The following is a 17,707-nucleotide window of genomic DNA, read 5'->3' as shown; positions in this document are numbered from 1 at the left end:
GGTGGTCAGCAAACAGCAGATCATCGACCGGGTGTGGAGTGCGGAGACCGGGCGCGACGCCCGGGTCGTCGAGACCTTCATCAGTCAGCTCCGGCGCAAGGTGGATGCCCGGAATCCACCGTTGATCCATACGATTCGCGGTGTCGGCTACACCATCCGGCAGGGCGGCGCGCGCTCGTGACGGCCGGTCGGATCTGGGATCGGCGGCGCCGGTTGACATTGCGCACCCGGCTACTGCTGGTCCTGGTCGCGATCGCCGGGATCGGGATGGTGGCATTCGGGCTGCTCAGCATCGCGATGTTGGATCGTGCGCTGCTCGATCGGGTGGACGAGCAGCTGAATCATGTTGCCAGCGATATGACCTCGACCAAGCGACCACCGCCGCCGCCACCGTCGGGTGCGCCGGAGTTCGAGCAGTTGCCCTCGGACTTTCGGCTCATGTTCTTCGATGTCGTGGGTCGGCCGATCGGCAGGCTCGGTGCGCCGGTCGAGTTGAGCACGGTACCGGCTTTGCCGTCGATGGATGCCGCCTCGGTGCGGGCCAGGGCGAATACCGCTTTCACGGTCGGCGACCAGAAGAGCGATATCCGGTGGCGGGTGCGCACGGTCGTACAGCCAGCGACCGAATGGCAGCCCAATGGCGGCACCGTCGCGATCGCGATGTCGCTGGCAACCACCGAGGCGACCACCGGCAAACTCCGCACCATCGAGCTCGCGGCGGGCGCAACGCTGCTGATTGCCATTTCGGTGATCGCGGCGGTGCTGGTCCGGCTCGGCCTGCGACCGCTGACCCGGATCGAACACACGGCCGAGGCGATCGCCGCGGGAGATCTGGATCGCCGTGTCGCACCGACCGATCCGCATACCGAAGTGGGGCGACTCGGCGCCGCATTCAATGTGATGGTCACCCGGTTGTCCTCGGCGCTGCGTCAACTCGCCGATTCCGAAGGGCGGATGCGGGCCTTCGTCGCGGATGCCTCCCATGAACTGCGCACCCCGCTGACTTCGGTGCGCGGGTACGCCGAGCTGTATCGGCGCGGCGGCGCGCAGGACGAGGCGGGTGTGCGGGAGATGATGCGCCGGATCGAGGGCGAGGCGATCCGGATGGGCCTGCTCGTCGACGATCTGCTGCTGCTCGCCAAGTTCGACCAGGAACGTGCGCTGGATCTGGCGGAGGTCGACTTGGTGGCGCTCGCGGCGGATGTGGTGCGCGATGCGGTAACCCGGGCGCCGGACCGGGATATCGGACTCGATGGTCCGGACGCGCCGGTCCGGGTGGTCGGTGACGAGCACCGATTGCGGCAGGTCGTGACGAATCTGGTCAATAATGCGTTGGTACACACGCCAGCCGAGGCGTCGGTCACCGTTGCGGTCGGGATCCGAGCCGCGAATACGCTGGTCGATCCGGTGGCCGCCGAGGCGGGCGCGGCACCGCCCGAGGTATCCGAATTCGCGGTGCTCGATGTCCGCGACGACGGACCCGGCATTGCGCCGGAGAACGCACCGCGCATCTTCGACCGCTTCTACCGGGCGGCCGAATCGCGTTCGCGCACCGGTGGTTCGGGGCTCGGACTCGCCATTGCCGATGCGATCCTCGGTGCACACGGTGCCCGGATCCAGCTGCTGCGCACGCCCGGCGCGGGCACCACGTTCCGAATCCTCTTCGCCGCCATCTGAATCTTCGTCGTGGACATGCCCATCCGTTCCCTGCGACAGTGCGGTTCGGGGCTCGATTGCCCGAGGAAAGAGGGCTGCTGTGGGCAGCGCAGATTTCGTGGACACCGCGCTTGCCGTCGGCCGGGCGTTGGACATGCTGCAGAAGGTGCTGCTGCTGATCATTCTGGGCAGATAAGGCTCGTCGGCGGGTTCGCGCGGGTAGGTTAAGTTAATGACTGTTCTGGAGCTGTGTGCCGGAGGAGACTCGTGTCCTTGACTCTCGCCCAGCGCGCGACGCTCGGCCTCATCTGCGATACCTTCGCGCCAGGGGACGGGGCTGAGTTGCCGTCCGCGTCGCGCCTAGGCGCCGTCGACGCGGTTGAGCAGTTGCTGGCCCGCAATCCGAGTGCAGCGCAGCGTCGCGCCTTCGAAACCCTGCTGCGCATGTGGAATTCCCGGACGTTCGGGGTATTGATCGGGGCCGGGCCGCACAGATTCGGCGATCTCACGCAGGCCGACCGCGAGCAGGCACTGCGACGGCTCGGGAATTCTCGGCTGGCCCGCAAGCGCGCGGTCTTCCAGGCGCTCAAGGGTGCTGCGTTGACTGCCTACTACGCGACGCCCGGGGCGACGGGTACCAATCCGGCCTGGCAGCAGATGGGATTTCCGGGTCCGTTCGGCGCGCTGCCCGATGCGCCACGGCCCGCATTGACTCCGCTGCGCCCGACCGGCGAGACGTCGCTCGACTGTGATGTGGTGGTCGTCGGGTCCGGCGCGGGCGGCGGCACCGCGGCGGCGGTACTCGCGGCGGCCGGACTGGACGTCGTGGTCGTCGAACGTGGCGGATACTACGATGACGCGGATTTCGGGACCGGCGAGCTCACCGGACTGCTGAATCTGTACTCCCCCGGCCCGGCGACCACACAGGAGGGGCAGCTCGGCCTCGTCGCGGATCGTGTCTCGGCGGCGGCACGGTGGTCAACTGGACCACCTCCTTCCGCACGCCGGACGATGTGCGCGAGGAATGGGCCAGCTTGGGCGCCGAGCAATTCGCGGCCGATGAATACACCGAGGCGCTGGATGCGGTGCACGCGCGACTCGGGGTCAACGGCGAGCACTCCGATGCCTCCGGCCGCGATACCGTCCTGGAACGTGGTCTGCGCGAACTGGATTGGCACGTCGATGCGATGCCGCGCAATGTACGCGGCTGTGATGCCGGAATCGAATGCGGCCGCTGCGGTTTCGGCTGCCGGATCGGCGCGAAGCAGTCGGTGACCAAGACCTGGCTCGCCGATGCTGCCGAGCACGGCGCGCGACTGCTGATCGATACCGAGGTCCGCACCATCACGCTGCGCGATGGCAGTGCCAGCGGCGTCGCGGCCGTGACGCCGGAGGGTGACGCGGTCACCATCCGGGCCCGCGCGGTGGTCGTCGCTGCGGGTGCGATCCACACCCCGGCACTACTGCGCCGCTCCGGGATATCCGGCCCGAATATCGGCCGCTACCTGCGCCTGCATCCCGCCACCGCGGTCTTCGGCACCTTCGACGAGGAGATCCGTCCCTGGGCGGGCGGTCTGCAGACGCGCTATTCCACCGAGCATCGTGACCTCGACGGCCACGGTTACGGCGTGATCTACGAGACCGGCCCGCTGACACCGGGCATGACGGTCGGCTTCCTCAACTGGACCGGTGCGGCCCAGCATCGTGCGATCATGCACAATCTCGCGCATACCGTCGCGGTCGGCGTCATCACCCGAGATCGCGACCACGGCACGGTATCGATCGACCGTGCCGGTGACGCGGTGGTCCGCTACCGGCTGTCCGGATACGACCAGGCCCACATGCACGCCGGAATCGAAGGCGCGGCAAGGATTCTGGAGGCAGCGGGGGCGCGCCGGATCTTCTCCGGACATCAGTCCGGCCCGGTTTACGAACCCGGTATCGCGGGCTCACACGACACCTTCGTCGCGGAATGTCTGCGCGCCGGTTACGGCCCCGGCCGCTGTGCGATGGGTGCGCTGCACATCATGGGCTCGGCCCGCATGGGCGGCTCGCGCGCCGATTCGGCCACCGACCCCGACGGTGTGGTCTGGGACGTGCCGAATCTCGTTGTCGCAGACGGCTCCTGCTTCCCCACCGCCTCCGGCGTGAACCCGATGCTCAGCATCGAAGCCATAGCCCACATGAACGCCGCCAGATTGGCCGCCCGCCTCACCTGACCGGCCGTCGCGGCGTCGCCGGATCCCGAGCTGACGCATGCTGCGTAAGCGCCGCGGAGGTTCCAGCCTGCGCGAAGACGTCACGCGGTAATCGCCGACGCGCACCGGCCGCCGTCGGAGGACGGTGCGCGGGTGTGCTGCTAGTAGCCGATGGTGAAGCGGCGCTGGACGAATCGCGGCAACTCGACTTCGTCGAGCAGGGCGGCCTGGGCGCGATCACGCTGCGGGCGATCGCCCGCGACATGGGCATGACCGCCAACGCGGTCTACAGCTACTTCCCGACCCGCGACGACCTGATCACCGCCCTGATCAACGATCTCTACGCCGACCTCACCGACCCAGTCGAAGCCGCTTGGACAAGCGATCACCATGCGCTCACGCAGGTAAACGTCGAGAGTGCACCTGCATCAGCGCATTCTCGGCGGATGACCGGTGTTGGTTGGGAGCGCGGGCTTGCACGCCGGTCATCCGACCGGCGTGCGTGCAATCGCTGCTTGTTAGAGGCGCGGGTCGACCGGCTCGGACTCGAGTGCGAGGACCGCGAACACGGCCTCGTGCACGCGCCAGAGTGGTTCACCCGTGACGAAACGGTCGAGTGCCTCCAGCCCCAATGCATACTCCCGCAGTGCCATTGAGCGCTTGCGGCCGAGGCTGCGAGTGCGTAGTCGGAGCAAGTTGTTGTCACGCAGGTACTCCGGGCCGTAGATGATCCGAAGATATTCGGGGCCACGGCATTTCACGCCCGGTTGCACCAGCCGATCACCGTCGCCGCGGACCATCGCGTCGTACGGCTTCACCACCATGCCCTCGCCGCCTGCCGTGGTCAATTCGATCCACCAGGAAGTGGCGGTGGCCGCGCTGGTCGGATCGGTCAAATCGACGACCATCCGGCCGGTCGGGGTGAATAGCTCGGCGTCGGCGGCCACCAGGCGGTCGATCTGCGACAGGTGCCAATCATGGTCGCGCACTGCGTAATTGACGCCCGAACCGGCCAGGATCTGGAACGGTGCGATTCGTAGTCCGGCCAGGCCATCGACCGGCCAGCAGTAGCGGCCATAGGCGGCGGTGAAGGCCGCCGCGTCGGTTTTGCGTGCCGTGGTGCGGTCCGCGAGATCGGCGACATCCAGGCCGCGGGCGGTGACGGCGGCCAGCAGATCGGTCGCCGTATCGAGTGCGGCGCGCGCCGCCGCGCCGACGGCGGCGTACTGATTGCGTAGCAGGCCAACGGCTTTGGCCGACCACGGCATCAGCTCGGCATCCAGCAGCAGCCAATCGGTGTGCAATTCCTCGAACAGGCCCGCGGATTCGGCTGCGGCACGCACTCGCGTGAGCAGTTCCTCGGTCTGCGCCGTGTCAGCGAAGAACGGGCGTCCGGTGCGGGTGTAGAGCGCACCGGTGCTGCCGTCGTCGACGCCGAACCGGTCGGCCGCGGTCCGCGCCGAACGCGTCACCAGCACGATTGCGCGCGAACCCATGTGCTTCTCCTCGCACACCACGCGCCGCACGCCCTCGGACCGGTAGTAGTCGAAGGCCTCGGCAGGATGTTCGAGGTAGCCGTCCAGCTGGGTGGTCGCACACGGTGCCATGGTCGGGGGCAGGTACACCAGCCATCGCGGATCGATCGCGAAGCGGCTCATCACCTCCAATGCGGCCCCGGCGTTCTCCTCCTGCACACCGACGCGGCCGTGCTGGCGGGTTTCCACCACCCGGCGACCCATGACATCGTCCAGGTCGAGTACGCCCGGATCGCGGTGCACGACACCGCCGGGCGTCGCGATGGTGGTGGCCTCCAACGGCCGTACCGGCTCGTACCAAACCCGCTCGGCCGGAACCGAAACCGGTACGCGCTCCGGATAGCGCAGGGCCGAGAGCTTGCCGCCGAAGACGACGCCGGTATCCAGGCACAGGGTGTTGTTCACCCAGCGCAGGTCGGTCACCGGCGTGTGGCCGTACAACACAGTGGCACGGCCACGGTAGTCCTCGGCCCACGGATAACGCACCGGAAGGCCGTATTCATCGGTCTCCCCGGTGGATTCGCCATACATGGCGAAGGCGCGAACCCGCCCGGACGCACGCCCGTGGTACTCCTCTTTGAGTCCGGCATGCGCGACCACCAACCGGCCGCCGTCGAGTACGTAGTGGCTGATCAGGCCGCGGCAGAAGTCCAGCGCCGCCTTGCGGAAGTCCTCGTCCTCGGTCTCCAACTGGGCCAGCGATTCCGCGAGCCCGTGTGCGATGCGCACCTTCTTGCCATCGAGCGCACGCACCAGCTTGTTCTCATGATTTCCGGTGACGCACAGCGCCGTTCCCGCGCGCACCATCCCCATGACGAGTCGCAACACGCCGGGGGTATCCGGCCCACGATCGACCAGATCGCCGACGAATACCGCGGTGCGTCCGGCCGGGTGACTCGCGCCGACCGCACGTCCCGCATCGTCGCGCGCCAGCTGGTAGCCGAGTTCCCCGAGGAGCGTCTCCAATTCGGCGCGGCAGCCGTGCACATCGCCGATCACGTCGAACGGTCCGGTGCGGTCACGCCTGTCGTTCCACGCCTTTTCGTCGACAATGGTGGCGGACTCGATCTCCTCGGCTCCGCGCAGTATGTAGACCTTCCGGAAGCCCTCGCGTTCCAGACCGCGCAGACCTCGGCGCAGTTCGCGCTGTTGTCTGGTGACCACGTGCCGGGCCAGGTGTGACCGGTCGGGGCGTAGCGCATTGCGTTCGAAGCACACGTCGTCGGCGACGTCGAGCACGATCGCCACCGGCAGCACATCGTGCGCCCGCGCCACCGCAATCAGTTCCTGACGCGCCTTGGGCTGCACATTGGTGGCATCGATAACGGTGCGCAGTCCGCGCCGCAGTCGGATACCGGCGATATGGTGCAGCAGTGCGAAGGCATCCGGCGTCGCGGACTGATCGTTCTCGTCATCGCTGACGACGCCGCGACAGGCGTCCGACGAAACGATTGCGGTGTGCCGAAAGTGCTTGTGCGCGAATGTCGATTTCCCGGAGCCGGTGCTGCCGATCAGCACGACGAGTGAGAGCTCCGGGACCGCCAGTTCGGTCATCACGCCGCTCCTCTCGTACTGTCGTCGGACGTCACGGCCCTGGTGAACAGCGCTAGCTGCGTGGGCGGGCCGAATTCGGGATGTTCGACACCGACGGGCTCGAATCGCACCGCGTACCCGTACCGTGCGGCCACGCGGGATGCCCAGTCCGCGAATTCCGCACGGGTCCATTCGAACCGGTGATCGGAGTGCCGGAACTTGCCCGCCGGAAGTGTTTCGTACACCGCGTTGTACTCCGCGTTCGGCGTTGTCACGATGACGGAACCCGGTGTGGCCGAGCCGAATACGGCGTATTCGAGGGCGGCCAGCCGTGGCTCGTCGATATGCTCGACGACCTCCATCAGCACCGCCGCGTCATACCCGTGCAGTCGCGCATCGGTATACGTTAGTGCCCCCTGGAGCAATGTCAACCGCCGCGCCACCCGCTCCGGCATCCGATCCAGCCGCAACCGCCGCTTGGTGATATTCAGTGCCCGCATCGATACGTCTACACCGACGACGTCGGTAAAAGCCTTGTCTGCCAACAATTCCCGCAATAGTGCCCCCTCCCCGCAGCCGAGATCGAGCACCCGATGCGCCCCGACCTCCCGCAGCGCGGCCAATACCGCGGCCCGCCGCATAACCGCCAGCGGCGGCGTACGCTCATCGCCCTCTATCGCGGTGCCCGCTATCTCCACAGCCTCCGTCGATGTTGGCTGTTCCGCCACGTCCTTGGTGGATGTGGGCTGTGCTGCCGCGTTCTCGGTGGATGTGGGCTGTGCTGCCGCGTTCTCGGTCGACGCGGAATGCACCACCGCGGCCTCGATCGACATGGACTTCGCCACCGCATCCTCGGTCGCCGGGAACACGTCGCGCCCGGCTTTGTCGAACACATCCTCGGACTCGGAGCTCGCCCCCTCGGCGGATACCACGAAAACCGCAGGCGCAGTGCCGGGTTCCGCGGAATCACCCGACCGGTCCGTCGATGCTCGGCCATTGTTCACATCGTCGGACACGATCGTGTCGTCGGCTGTCTCCAGCGACTCGTCGAAGCCTTCCTCGACCGCATCGAGCTCCTCCGGCTCCACATCGTCGACCTCGGCGAGCCGGGCCAAAGCGGTGCGCACCAGCGACTGGCGTCGAGCCAGGTAGCGCCGGGTGATCCAGGCGCGTTCCGGATGGTCGGCGAGCCAGCCGGCACCCGCGCGGATGAGCTTGTCGACCTCGTCGGCGGCCAGCCAGTAATGCTTGGCACCATCGAGCACCGGCAGTAGGACGTACAGGTGCGCGAGTGCGTCGGCCAGGCGGATGGTGCCGGTGAGCTCCAGTCGCACGTAATGCGAGTCGCCCCATTCCGGGAAGGCCGGATCGAGGGGGAGTGGTTCGGCGATCACGCTCCAGCCCAGCGGCGCGAAGACCCGCTCGGCCGCCTCCGGTCCGCCCTTGCACGGCACCGCGGGCAAGGCAATGCGCAGCGGCAGCGCGGTGCGCACCAATTCGGGTCGCTGGTCGCAGCGGCCGTGCAGGGCGGTGCGGAATACCGCGCCGAGTGCGACCGACAGCAGTGACGACGCCGCGTAGGGCCGGTCGTTGACATACTGGCCGAGGCTGAAATCCGGTGTGCTGCGGGAACGCCCGCGCACCAACCGAATCGGATCGATCTCCAACAGCAGCGCCGCCGTGCATCGGGCGGCGGTGGCCTCCGGATACACGATATGCGCGGTGCCGTAGGACTGCTCGAACGCCTGCACCCGGTCGGGATTCTTGTGCAGCAAGAAGCCCAGATCGGTCGCGGGCCAAGCCGCGCCCTCCGGCGGTGTGCAGGTGATCGTCAACAGCATCTTGCGATCGTCGCCGAGCCGCAGACCGCACGCAAGGAGGTTTCGGTTGGCTGATCAGAGACTGACGTCCGGCCAGGTCCAGTTGGCGACGGCCGGGATGTCCTCGCCGTGTTCGCGAGTCCACGCGCGGGCGTTCCAGCGGGCGTCGACCATTTCCTGCCGCAGCCCGGCCGCCTGCTCCCGCAGCGTCGGCACCCGGTCGATGACGTCCGTCACCAAGTGGTACCGGTCCAGGTTGTTGAGCATGACCATATCGAAAGGTGTTGTGGTGGTTCCCTTTTCGATGTATCCGCGCACGTGCATCTCGCCGTGGTTGGTGCGGCGGTAGGTCAGGCGGTGGATCAGCCACGGATACCCGTGGAACGCGAAGATCACCGGACGGTCCCGCGTGAACAGTGCGTCGAACTCACTGTCGGACAGTCCATGTGGATGTTCGTCCGCGGGTTGTAGTCGCATCAGGTCGACTACATTCACCACCCGGATCCGCAGTTGCGGCAGCCGCGCACGCAGAATCGCCGCCGCCGCAAGCGTTTCCAATGTCGGTATATCGCCGGCACAGGCGAGTACGACATCGGGGATGGTGCCGGGATCGTCGTGCTGTCCGGCCCACTCCCAGATTCCGGCACCGCGCGCACAGTGCACCGCGGCATCGGAAACCGAGAGCCAGTCGGCCTGTGGCTGCTTCCCCGCGACCACCACGTTGACGTAATGCCGCGAGCGCAGACAGTGGTCGTAGGTCGACAGCAGCGTATTCGCGTCCGGCGGCAGATACACCCGCACGATCGAGGGCTTCTTGTTCAACACCACATCGAGGAATCCGGGATCCTGATGGGTGAAACCATTGTGGTCCTGGCGCCAAACATGTGACGACAATAGGTAATTCAGGCTCGCGATGGGCTGCCGCCATGGGACCGCCGCACTCGCGTCCAGCCATTTGGCGTGCTGATTGAACATCGCGTCGACAATGTGGATGAATGCCTCGTAGCAGGTGAAAACCCCGTGTCTACCGGTCAGCAGATAGCCCTCGAGCAGTCCCTGGCACATATGCTCGGAGAGCACCTCGATAACCCGCCCGCCCCGGTCCAGGGCCACATCGAATTCGCCGATTTCGGCCTGCCAGTCGCGCCCGGTTACCTCCAGAATGTCCTGCAGCCGATTGCTGGCCAGTTCGTCGGGGGCGAAGGTGAGGAAGTTATCGGTATTGCGTGCGGTGACATCGCGCAGCCAGCCGCCGAGCACCCGGGTCGCCTCGTGCTGCGTCGCACCCGGTTCCTGTACCTCGACGCCATAGGAACGCCAATCCGGCAAGCGCAGGTCTCGAACGAGCCTGCCCCCGTTGGCAATTGGATTCGCGCTCAGCCGCCGATCACCATCGGGCACCAGCTCGAGCAGTGCCGGAACCGGCCTGCCCGACTCATCGAACAGCTGCTCCGGCCGATAGGCCCGCAACCACTGCTCGAGCACCGCGCGGTGCCGGTCATCGGTGCGCGCGGCCGCCAATGGCACCTGATGCGCGCGGAATGTGCCCTCGACCTGATTGCCGTCGACCACCGGCGGACAGGTCCACCCCTTCGGCGTGCGCAGCACGATCATCGGCCAGATCGGGCGCACCCCATCGGTTCCCACGCGGGCGATGTGCTGAATCTCCGCGATGCGATCCAGACAGGCGTCAACGGCGATCGCCATCTCCTGGTGGACCCGCGCCGGGTCGCTGCCCGCCACGACGATCGGCTCGTAGCCGTATCCGCGCAGCAGGGTCAGCAATTCCGACTCCGGAATGCGAGCCAGGATGGTCGGATTGGCGATCTTGTACTGATTCAACGCGAGAATCGGCAGCACCGCCCCGTCGCGCACCGGATTGAGGAATTTGTTGGCATGCCAGCTCGTCGCGAGCGGCCCGGTCTCCGCCTCACCGTCGCCGACCACGCAGAACACCGTCAGATCCGGATTGTCGAGCGCCGCCCCGAATGCGTGCAGCAGCGAATAGCCGAGCTCACCGCCCTCGTGGAAGGAACCAGGAGTTTCCGGCGCACAGTGACTCGGCACGCCACCGGGGAAGGAGAACTGTGCGAACAGCGCGGCCATCCCGGTTTCATCCTGCGGTACATGGCTGTAGAGCTCCGAATATGTCCCCTCCAGCCAAGCGCATGCATTCGGCCCCGGCCCGCCGTGCCCGGGACCGGCCACGAAGACGGCATTCAGATCGCGCTGGCGGATCGCCCGATTCGCATGCACCCAGACCAGGTTCAGACCGGGCACGGTGCCGAAATGGCCGAGCAGCCGCGGCTTGATGTGTTCGGCGCGCAGCGGTTCGCGCAGCAGCGGATTGCGCATGAGATAGATCTGGCCGACCGCGAGATAGTTCGCGGCACGCCACCACGCGTCGATCGATTCCAGCTCCGTATGTCCAAGGGGGCCGGAAACCTCCCCGAGCCGATACGGCCGCGGTGCGACGGTGGCACCGCCACTGCTGTCGACATTGTCGGCCGAGGTATCGCCCCCGACACTGGCCATCTGCGTCATACGCCGACTCTCCTCACACTCGGGCATCGGAAGCGGCACCTCGATGGACCGCCTGTCACGGGTCCTGCACGGTTGCCGACGTCGATCGATAACGCCGGATGGAGAATTCACCGCCAGCCTACCCACGCGGGGCCCCGCGCCGATCGGTTCTCACCGTCCCGCGTCGGGGGTCGGCCCGTCTCGTGCCGGAGGTCACCCGATCCGGTGCCATCGGTCCTCGCCCTATCGAAAGGGTGGCTCGGGCGAGGCGATGCGGGGTGGATTATGGTCCGCCACATGCAAACACTGCGCAGGATCATCGGTATCGGCACCATTGCCGCCGCGACATTCGCGCTGGCCGCCTGTGGCTCGGACAATGACAAGGGCTCGACGGCCACGTCGTCGGCGACAGCCTCATCGCCCGCCAAGGCGTCGGCGCAGCCCACCTTCGGCCAGCTGCCCGCGCAGCCCACCGGAGCCGAATGCACCGCCGATGACATCGTGGTGGTCGGCGGTTTCGGCGCCACTCCGAAGATCACCATCCCCGACACCTGTACCGCGCCGACCCAACTCGTCGTCAAGGATCTGGTCGCGGGCAGCGGTCCGGGTGCGGTCGCCGGTCAGCCCCTCACCATGAACTACACGCTGATCACCTGGTCGGATAAGAAGAAGCTGGACAGCTCGTTCGACCGCGGCAAGCCGTTCCAGCTCACGCTGGGCGCCGGACAGGTCATTCCGGGCTGGGAGCAGGGCCTGGTCGGTGTGCAGGCGGGCGCGCGGCGGCTGCTGATCATCCCGCCGAACCTCGGCTACGGCGCAGGTGGCAATGGCATCAAGCCCAACGAGACGCTGGTCTTCGTCACCGACGCGGTCGCCGTCGGCAAGTGACGACGGCGCGGGGTGCGTGGCGGTGGTGCTGCCTGCAGCCCGCCGCGACCGGTCAACTAATCTGGTCGAGATGCGCACGTTAACTCGTGCGGCGATTTCGCTCGTGATTACCCCTAGCAAGTCGACCAGAACCAACGAACAAGGAGCATGTCCGTGAAGAGCACCGTCGAGCAGCTGAGCCCGACCCGGGTCCGGATCAACGTCGAGGTGCCTTTCGAGGAGCTGAAGCCGGACTTCGACAAGGCCTACAAGGCGCTGGCCAACCAGGTCCGCATCCCCGGCTTCCGTCCGGGCAAGGCCCCGGCCAAGCTCATCGAGGCCCGCGTGGGCCGCGGCGCGATCCTGGAGCAGGTCGTCAACGACGTACTGCCCGGCCGCTACAGCGAGGCCGTCACCACGTCCGAGGTCAAGGTCATCGGCCAGCCCGAGATCGAGATCACCAAGATCGAGGACGGCCAGGAGCTGGCGTTCACGGCCGAGGTCGACGTGCGCCCCGAGATCACCCTGCCCGCGTACGACGGCATCGAGGTGACCGTCGATTCGTTCACCATCGGTGACGAGGACATCGAGGAACAGCTGCAGTCGCTGCGCCAGCGCTTCGGCACCCTGACCGGTGTCGAGCGTCCGGTCCAGAACGGCGACTTCGTCTCCATCGATCTCTCGGCCACCGTCGACGGCGAGGACGTGCCCGAGGCGGCCACCACCGGCCTGTCCCACGAGGTCGGCTCCGGTCAGCTGATCGAAGGCCTGGACGAGGCGCTGATCGGCCTTTCGGTCGACGAGTCCAAGGAGTTCACTTCGACCCTGGTCGCCGGTGAGCATGCGGGCAAGGAGGCGGTCATCACCGTCACCGTGCGCTCGGTCAAGGAGCGCGAGCTGCCCGAGGCCGATGACGACTTCGCCCAGCTCGCCAGCGAATTCGACACCCTCGACGAGCTGAAGGAAGACCTGCGCAACCGGGTCGAGCGGGTCAAGAAGGTCGAGCAGGCCGGTCAGATCCGCGACAAGGTGCTGGAGACCCTGCTGGAGCAGGTCGAGGTGCCGCTGCCCGAGGCGGTCGTGCAGGCCGAGATCGACGCCGTGCTGCACGATGCGGTGCACGGCTTCGACCACGACGAGGCCAAACTGGCCGAGGCGCTCGAGGCCCAGGGTTCCAGCCGCGAGGAGTTCGACAAGGACACCAAGGAGTCCGCCGAGAAGTCGGTGAAGACCCAGCTGCTGCTGGACGCCATCGCCGAGGCGGACAACACCCAGGTCGGCCAGGAGGAGCTCACCGAGCGGATCCTGTTCCAGGCGCAGCGCTACGGTCTGTCGCCCGAGCAGTTCATCCAGCAGGTGCAGCAGGCGGGTCAGCTCGGCGCGGTCTTCGCCGATGTCCGCCGCGGCAAGGCGCTGGCCGGTGTGGTCGGCAAGGTGAAGGTCACCGACTCCGAGGGCAACACCGTGGACACCGCCGAAATGTTCGGTGCCCCTGAGGGTTCCACCGATGCGGCGGAGTCCGACGAGGCCGCCGCGGCGAGTGCCGAATAACTTCATGAAGTGCCAGCGTGATGACGCCCCGGATGGGTGCGTTATTGCGCTGTGAGCGAAGATGGGCGGTACCGGGAGTTCGGTGCCGCCCTGCTTCGTTAATGTTTGTGACAAGCGAACCAGAGATGGCTGTTCGGCCTCAGCAACGAGCCGGTGAGAGAAGGCAGGTATCCGTGACAATGAACAAGGCAGGGGTCGTCATGAGTTCCCCCACTGCTGGTCTCAACCTCAGTGATTCGGTATACGAGCGTCTGCTGCGTTCGCGCATCATCTTCCTCGGCACCCAGGTCGACGACGACATCGCCAACAAGGTGTGCGCGCAGATCCTGCTGCTGTCGGCGGAGGATCCGACCAAGGAGATCGCGCTCTACATCAACTCGCCAGGTGGTTCGGTCACCGCGGGTATGGCCATCTACGACACGATGCAGTTCTCCGAGTGCGATATCGCCACCTACGGCATGGGCCTGGCCGCATCGATGGGTCAGTTCCTGCTCACCGCCGGCACCAAGGGCAAGCGGTTCGCCCTGCCGCATGCGCGCATCATGATGCACCAGCCCTCGGCGGGCATCGGTGGTTCCGCGGCCGATATCGCGATCATGGCCGAGCAGTTCGCGCACACCAAGCGCGAGCTCAACGAGTTGCAGGCGCTGCACACCGGTAAGTCGATCGAGCAGGTCACCGCCGATGCCGACCGCGACCGCTGGTTCACCGCGGCGCAGGCGCTGGAATACGGCTTCATCGACCGCGTGATCACCCACGCGGCGCAGGCGAACGGCGCGGGTAACTAACTGAACACGCAGATCCGTTCCCCCTCAACGACTTTGGAGACGAAGATGGTCAATCAGTTCGACCCGCGCGCCGGTCTCGGCGGCACCGCTCCGGCGAGCCCGCAGTCGCGCTACATCCTGCCCTCGTTCATCGAGCACTCCAGCTTCGGTGTCAAGGAGTCCAACCCGTACAACAAGCTGTTCGAGGAGCGCATCATCTTCCTCGGCGTGCAGGTCGACGACGCCTCGGCCAACGACATCATGGCGCAGCTGCTGGTGCTGGAGTCGCTGGATCCCGATCGCGACATCACCATGTACATCAACTCGCCCGGTGGCTCGTTCACCTCGCTGATGGCGATCTACGACACCATGCAGTACGTGCGTGCCGATGTCGCCACCGTCTGCCTCGGTCAGGCCGCTTCGGCCGCCGCCGTGCTGCTCGCCGCCGGCACCCCCGGCAAGCGGGCCTGCCTTCCCAACGCTCGGGTCCTCATCCACCAGCCCTCGCTGGAGGGCGGTATCCAGGGGCAGGTTTCGGACCTGGAGATCCAGGCCGCCGAGATCGAGCGCATGCGTCGCCTGATGGAGACCACGCTGGCGCGCCACACCGGTAAGGACGCGGACACCATCCGCAAGGACACCGACCGCGACAAGATCCTGACGGCCGAGGAGGCCAAGGAATACGGGATCATCGATACGGTGTTCGACTACCGCAAGCTCAGCGCCCAGAAATAAGAAGCCGCGCCGGATGGCGTGGTGCGCTGATCGCTCGTAAGTTGCTCAATATCAGGATATTCCGGCCGGGACAGGTGCCACTCGGCATGTGGCCCGGCCGGACTGCTTCAGGAAAGTCGATCGGCCGGAACGGTGTCCGGCAGAAGGCATTCCGGGGCGGGCGGCCAGGCGTGTCGAATGGCCGTCGATCGGGGTGAACGTGTTCCATAGTGGTAAGAACTCGTAGAACCCCGGCGAGAAACATGCTCGAGTTATCGACCTCCGTCGCGCACACCGGGTACGGTCGACCTAGGGACCTTTGCTCCCGGTTGACGGCAGTGCTCGAACGTCGGATTCGCTCGAGGTGTTCGTGATTACACCCGAGGGTGGCGGATTGCTGGCAACCTGGATAGACGGTTGCAGGCGGACAAGGAAGTAGGGACCCACGAGATGGCGCGCATCGGAGATGGCGGCGATCTGCTGAAATGCTCGTTCTGCGGAAAGAGCCAGAAGCAGGTCAAGAAGCTCATTGCGGGACCAGGGGTGTACATCTGCGACGAGTGCATCGATCTATGCAACGAGATCATCGAGGAAGAGCTGGCCGAGTCCAGCGAGGTCAAACTCGATGAGCTGCCCAAGCCTGCCGAGATCCGGGATTTCCTCGAGAACTACGTCATCGGGCAGGACACCGCCAAGCGCACGCTCGCCGTCGCCGTCTACAACCACTACAAGCGCATCCAGGCGGGCGATAAGGGGCGTGACAGCCGGGGCGAAACCGTCGAGCTGGCCAAGTCGAACATTCTCATGCTCGGCCCCACCGGTTGCGGTAAGACCTATCTGGCGCAGACGCTGGCCAAGATGCTCAATGTCCCGTTCGCCATTGCCGACGCCACGGCGCTGACCGAGGCCGGATACGTCGGTGAGGATGTCGAGAACATCCTGCTGAAGCTGATCCAGGCCGCGGACTACGACGTGAAGCGGGCCGAGACCGGCATCATCTACATCGATGAGGTCGACAAGATCGCGCGCAAGAGCGAGAATCCGTCGATCACCCGCGATGTCTCCGGTGAGGGTGTGCAGCAGGCGCTGCTGAAGATCCTGGAGGGCACGCAGGCCAGCGTGCCGCCGCAGGGCGGGCGCAAGCATCCGCACCAGGAATTCATCCAGATCGACACCACCAACGTGCTTTTCATCGTGGCTGGCGCGTTCGCCGGGCTGGAGAAGATCATCTCCGATCGCACCGGTCACCGCGGTATCGGCTTCGGTGCCGAGGTGCGTTCCAAGGCCGAGATCGACACCGATGACCACTTCGCCGAGGTGATGCCCGAGGATCTGATCAAGTTCGGTCTGATCCCGGAATTCATCGGCCGTCTGCCCGTCGTCGCCTCGGTGACGAACCTGGACAAGGATTCGCTGGTCAAGATTCTCTCCGAGCCGAAGAACGCGCTGGTGAAGCAGTACGTACGGCTCTTCGAGATGGACGGCGTCGACCTCGAGTTCACCGATGACGCGCTCGAGGCGATCGCCGATCAGGCGATCCTGCGCGGCACCGGCGCCCGTGGCCTGCGCGCCATCATGGAGGAGGTCCTGCAGCTGGCGATGTTCGATATCCCCAGCCGCGATGACGTCGCCAAGGTGGTCGTCAACGCCGATACCGTCAACGACAACGTGCTGCCGACCATCGTGCCGCGCAAGGCGCAGCGTGCGGAGCGCCGGGAGAAGTCGGCGTAAACACGACGCGGACCGGGTCAGACGAATGCAACCGCAACCTCCGGTTGCTTCCGGCTGGCCCGGGTGCGCCTCTCGCCGCCGCTGGTACTGCTACCACGCGATATGACGGCGGTCACACTTGGGCCAACTCGATGTGTACGGAGCTTTCGGTTCGGGTACTCATAGGTCACGGTTGAGTAACCAGCCCAGTCTTGGTCCATAGCTGGATCGGGCGAAAAGATCCCGCCTACAAGGTTTTTGGTGGCGGGTGCGACGGACCGAGGTCCCTCATGCCGATAGTTTCAATTTCCTCGGATGACAGCACGGCCCCCGTGCGCGAATCCGGACAAACCGCCGAACGTCTGTCCATCGTGGTCTTACCGCCGATGGATTCGATCACATTGTGCGCGGTGGGCGGTGAAGTGGATTATCTGACGGCCGATACTCTTCGCCGGTCCCTGGTCGGGGCCCTGCCCACGGCGGGTGCGGTGGTGGTCATCGACCTGTCGCAGGTAACGTTCTTCGGCGTTGCCGGGCTCCGGGTTCTGATGGACGCCCGTTCCTGGTGCGCCCACAGCGGCCGACGACTTCAGTTGATCACCGGTCCGCGCTGCGTGGACCGGCTGCTCGAGGTTGCGGGTCATGCCGCGGTGTTCGATATCGTGCCGAGCCTCGCCGCGGTTGCTCGGGCGACGGCGTTCGAGGTGGCGCGCGTGAGCGCCTGATAGCGAAAACGCGGGTGCGGCAGTCGAATTCGACTGCCGCACCCGCGGACAGTTCGCCCCGATTCAGAAGATCGGAAGAGGGTCGTGGAGGGGAAGAGTGTTATGCGA

General features: G+C 66.2%; 12 protein-coding genes and 1 pseudogene. 10 read left to right on the top strand and 3 right to left on the bottom strand.

Annotation, left to right across the window (positions count from 1 at the left end; all coding sequences use genetic code 11):
- The 4 genes and pseudogenes from ABZW16_RS38145 to ABZW16_RS38130 form a co-directional block, all read left to right on the top strand.
- Window positions 1–181: helix-turn-helix domain-containing protein (locus tag ABZW16_RS38145; protein WP_354961004.1), on the top strand; the 181-nt coding region annotated here is incomplete at its 5' end.
- The gene (locus tag ABZW16_RS38140; RefSeq protein ID WP_354961002.1) at window positions 178–1,677 is read left to right on the top strand and encodes a HAMP domain-containing sensor histidine kinase; all 1,500 of its coding nucleotides are present in this window, start codon (window positions 178–180) and stop codon (window positions 1,675–1,677) included. The genes ABZW16_RS38145 and ABZW16_RS38140, both read left to right, overlap by 4 nt.
- Before the next feature lie 228 nt (window positions 1,678–1,905).
- A pseudogene (locus ABZW16_RS38135) lies at window positions 1,906–2,460 on the top strand (gluconate 2-dehydrogenase subunit 3 family protein); the annotation flags it as partial.
- A 170-nt stretch (window positions 2,461–2,630) separates the two neighbouring features.
- On the top strand, window positions 2,631–3,875 hold the full coding sequence (locus tag ABZW16_RS38130; protein WP_354961000.1) for a GMC family oxidoreductase: 1,245 nt from the start codon (window positions 2,631–2,633) through the stop codon (window positions 3,873–3,875).
- Between the two features lie 497 nt (window positions 3,876–4,372).
- Here the strand turns inward: ABZW16_RS38130 and ABZW16_RS38125 are convergent, their stop codons facing one another.
- Genes ABZW16_RS38125 through ABZW16_RS38115 form a run of 3 tightly spaced genes read right to left on the bottom strand, consistent with a single transcriptional unit; the run spans window position 4,373 to window position 11,286 of the window.
- Window positions 4,373–6,943, bottom strand: a complete 2,571-nt coding sequence (locus tag ABZW16_RS38125; protein WP_354960999.1) for a polynucleotide kinase-phosphatase — start codon at window positions 6,941–6,943, stop codon at window positions 4,373–4,375.
- On the bottom strand, window positions 6,943–8,763 hold the full coding sequence (locus ABZW16_RS38120) for a 3' terminal RNA ribose 2'-O-methyltransferase Hen1 (protein ID WP_354960998.1): 1,821 nt from the start codon (window positions 8,761–8,763) through the stop codon (window positions 6,943–6,945). The genes ABZW16_RS38125 and ABZW16_RS38120 overlap by 1 nt, the downstream gene beginning before the upstream one ends.
- 54 nt (window positions 8,764–8,817) lie before the next feature.
- Complete coding sequence (locus tag ABZW16_RS38115) at window positions 8,818–11,286, bottom strand: phosphoketolase family protein (protein ID WP_354960997.1); 2,469 nt, start codon at window positions 11,284–11,286, stop codon at window positions 8,818–8,820.
- A 276-nt stretch (window positions 11,287–11,562) separates the two neighbouring features.
- Between ABZW16_RS38115 and ABZW16_RS38110 the strand changes: the two genes are divergently transcribed.
- The 6 genes from ABZW16_RS38110 to ABZW16_RS38085 all read left to right on the top strand — a co-directional run bounded on the left by ABZW16_RS38110 (window position 11,563) and on the right by ABZW16_RS38085 (window position 17,599).
- A complete protein-coding gene (locus tag ABZW16_RS38110) occupies window positions 11,563–12,153 on the top strand; it encodes an FKBP-type peptidyl-prolyl cis-trans isomerase (RefSeq protein WP_354960996.1) in 591 nt (196 codons plus the stop codon).
- A 153-nt stretch (window positions 12,154–12,306) separates the two neighbouring features.
- Window positions 12,307–13,683 (top strand): trigger factor, encoded by a 1,377-nt coding sequence (tig, locus tag ABZW16_RS38105; RefSeq protein WP_354960995.1) that lies wholly within the window; start codon window positions 12,307–12,309, stop codon window positions 13,681–13,683.
- A gap of 200 nt (window positions 13,684–13,883) precedes the next feature.
- Complete coding sequence (locus tag ABZW16_RS38100; RefSeq protein WP_354960994.1) at window positions 13,884–14,471, top strand: ATP-dependent Clp protease proteolytic subunit; 588 nt, start codon at window positions 13,884–13,886, stop codon at window positions 14,469–14,471.
- A 45-nt stretch (window positions 14,472–14,516) separates the two neighbouring features.
- Complete coding sequence (locus ABZW16_RS38095; protein WP_354960993.1) at window positions 14,517–15,185, top strand: ATP-dependent Clp protease proteolytic subunit; 669 nt, start codon at window positions 14,517–14,519, stop codon at window positions 15,183–15,185.
- Between the two features lie 429 nt (window positions 15,186–15,614).
- Window positions 15,615–16,895, top strand: a complete 1,281-nt coding sequence (clpX, locus tag ABZW16_RS38090) for an ATP-dependent Clp protease ATP-binding subunit ClpX (RefSeq protein ID WP_063044679.1) — start codon at window positions 15,615–15,617, stop codon at window positions 16,893–16,895.
- A gap of 269 nt (window positions 16,896–17,164) precedes the next feature.
- Entirely contained in the window at window positions 17,165–17,599 is a 435-nt protein-coding gene (locus ABZW16_RS38085; protein WP_354960992.1) for an STAS domain-containing protein, read from the top strand.
- Window positions 17,600–17,707 lie beyond the last annotated feature (108 nt).

It is taken from the genome of Nocardia sp. NPDC004604 (genome assembly GCF_040609795.1).
Classification (GTDB): domain Bacteria; phylum Actinomycetota; class Actinomycetes; order Mycobacteriales; family Mycobacteriaceae; genus Nocardia.
This window is presented reverse-complemented; position numbering and strand designations above follow the sequence as displayed.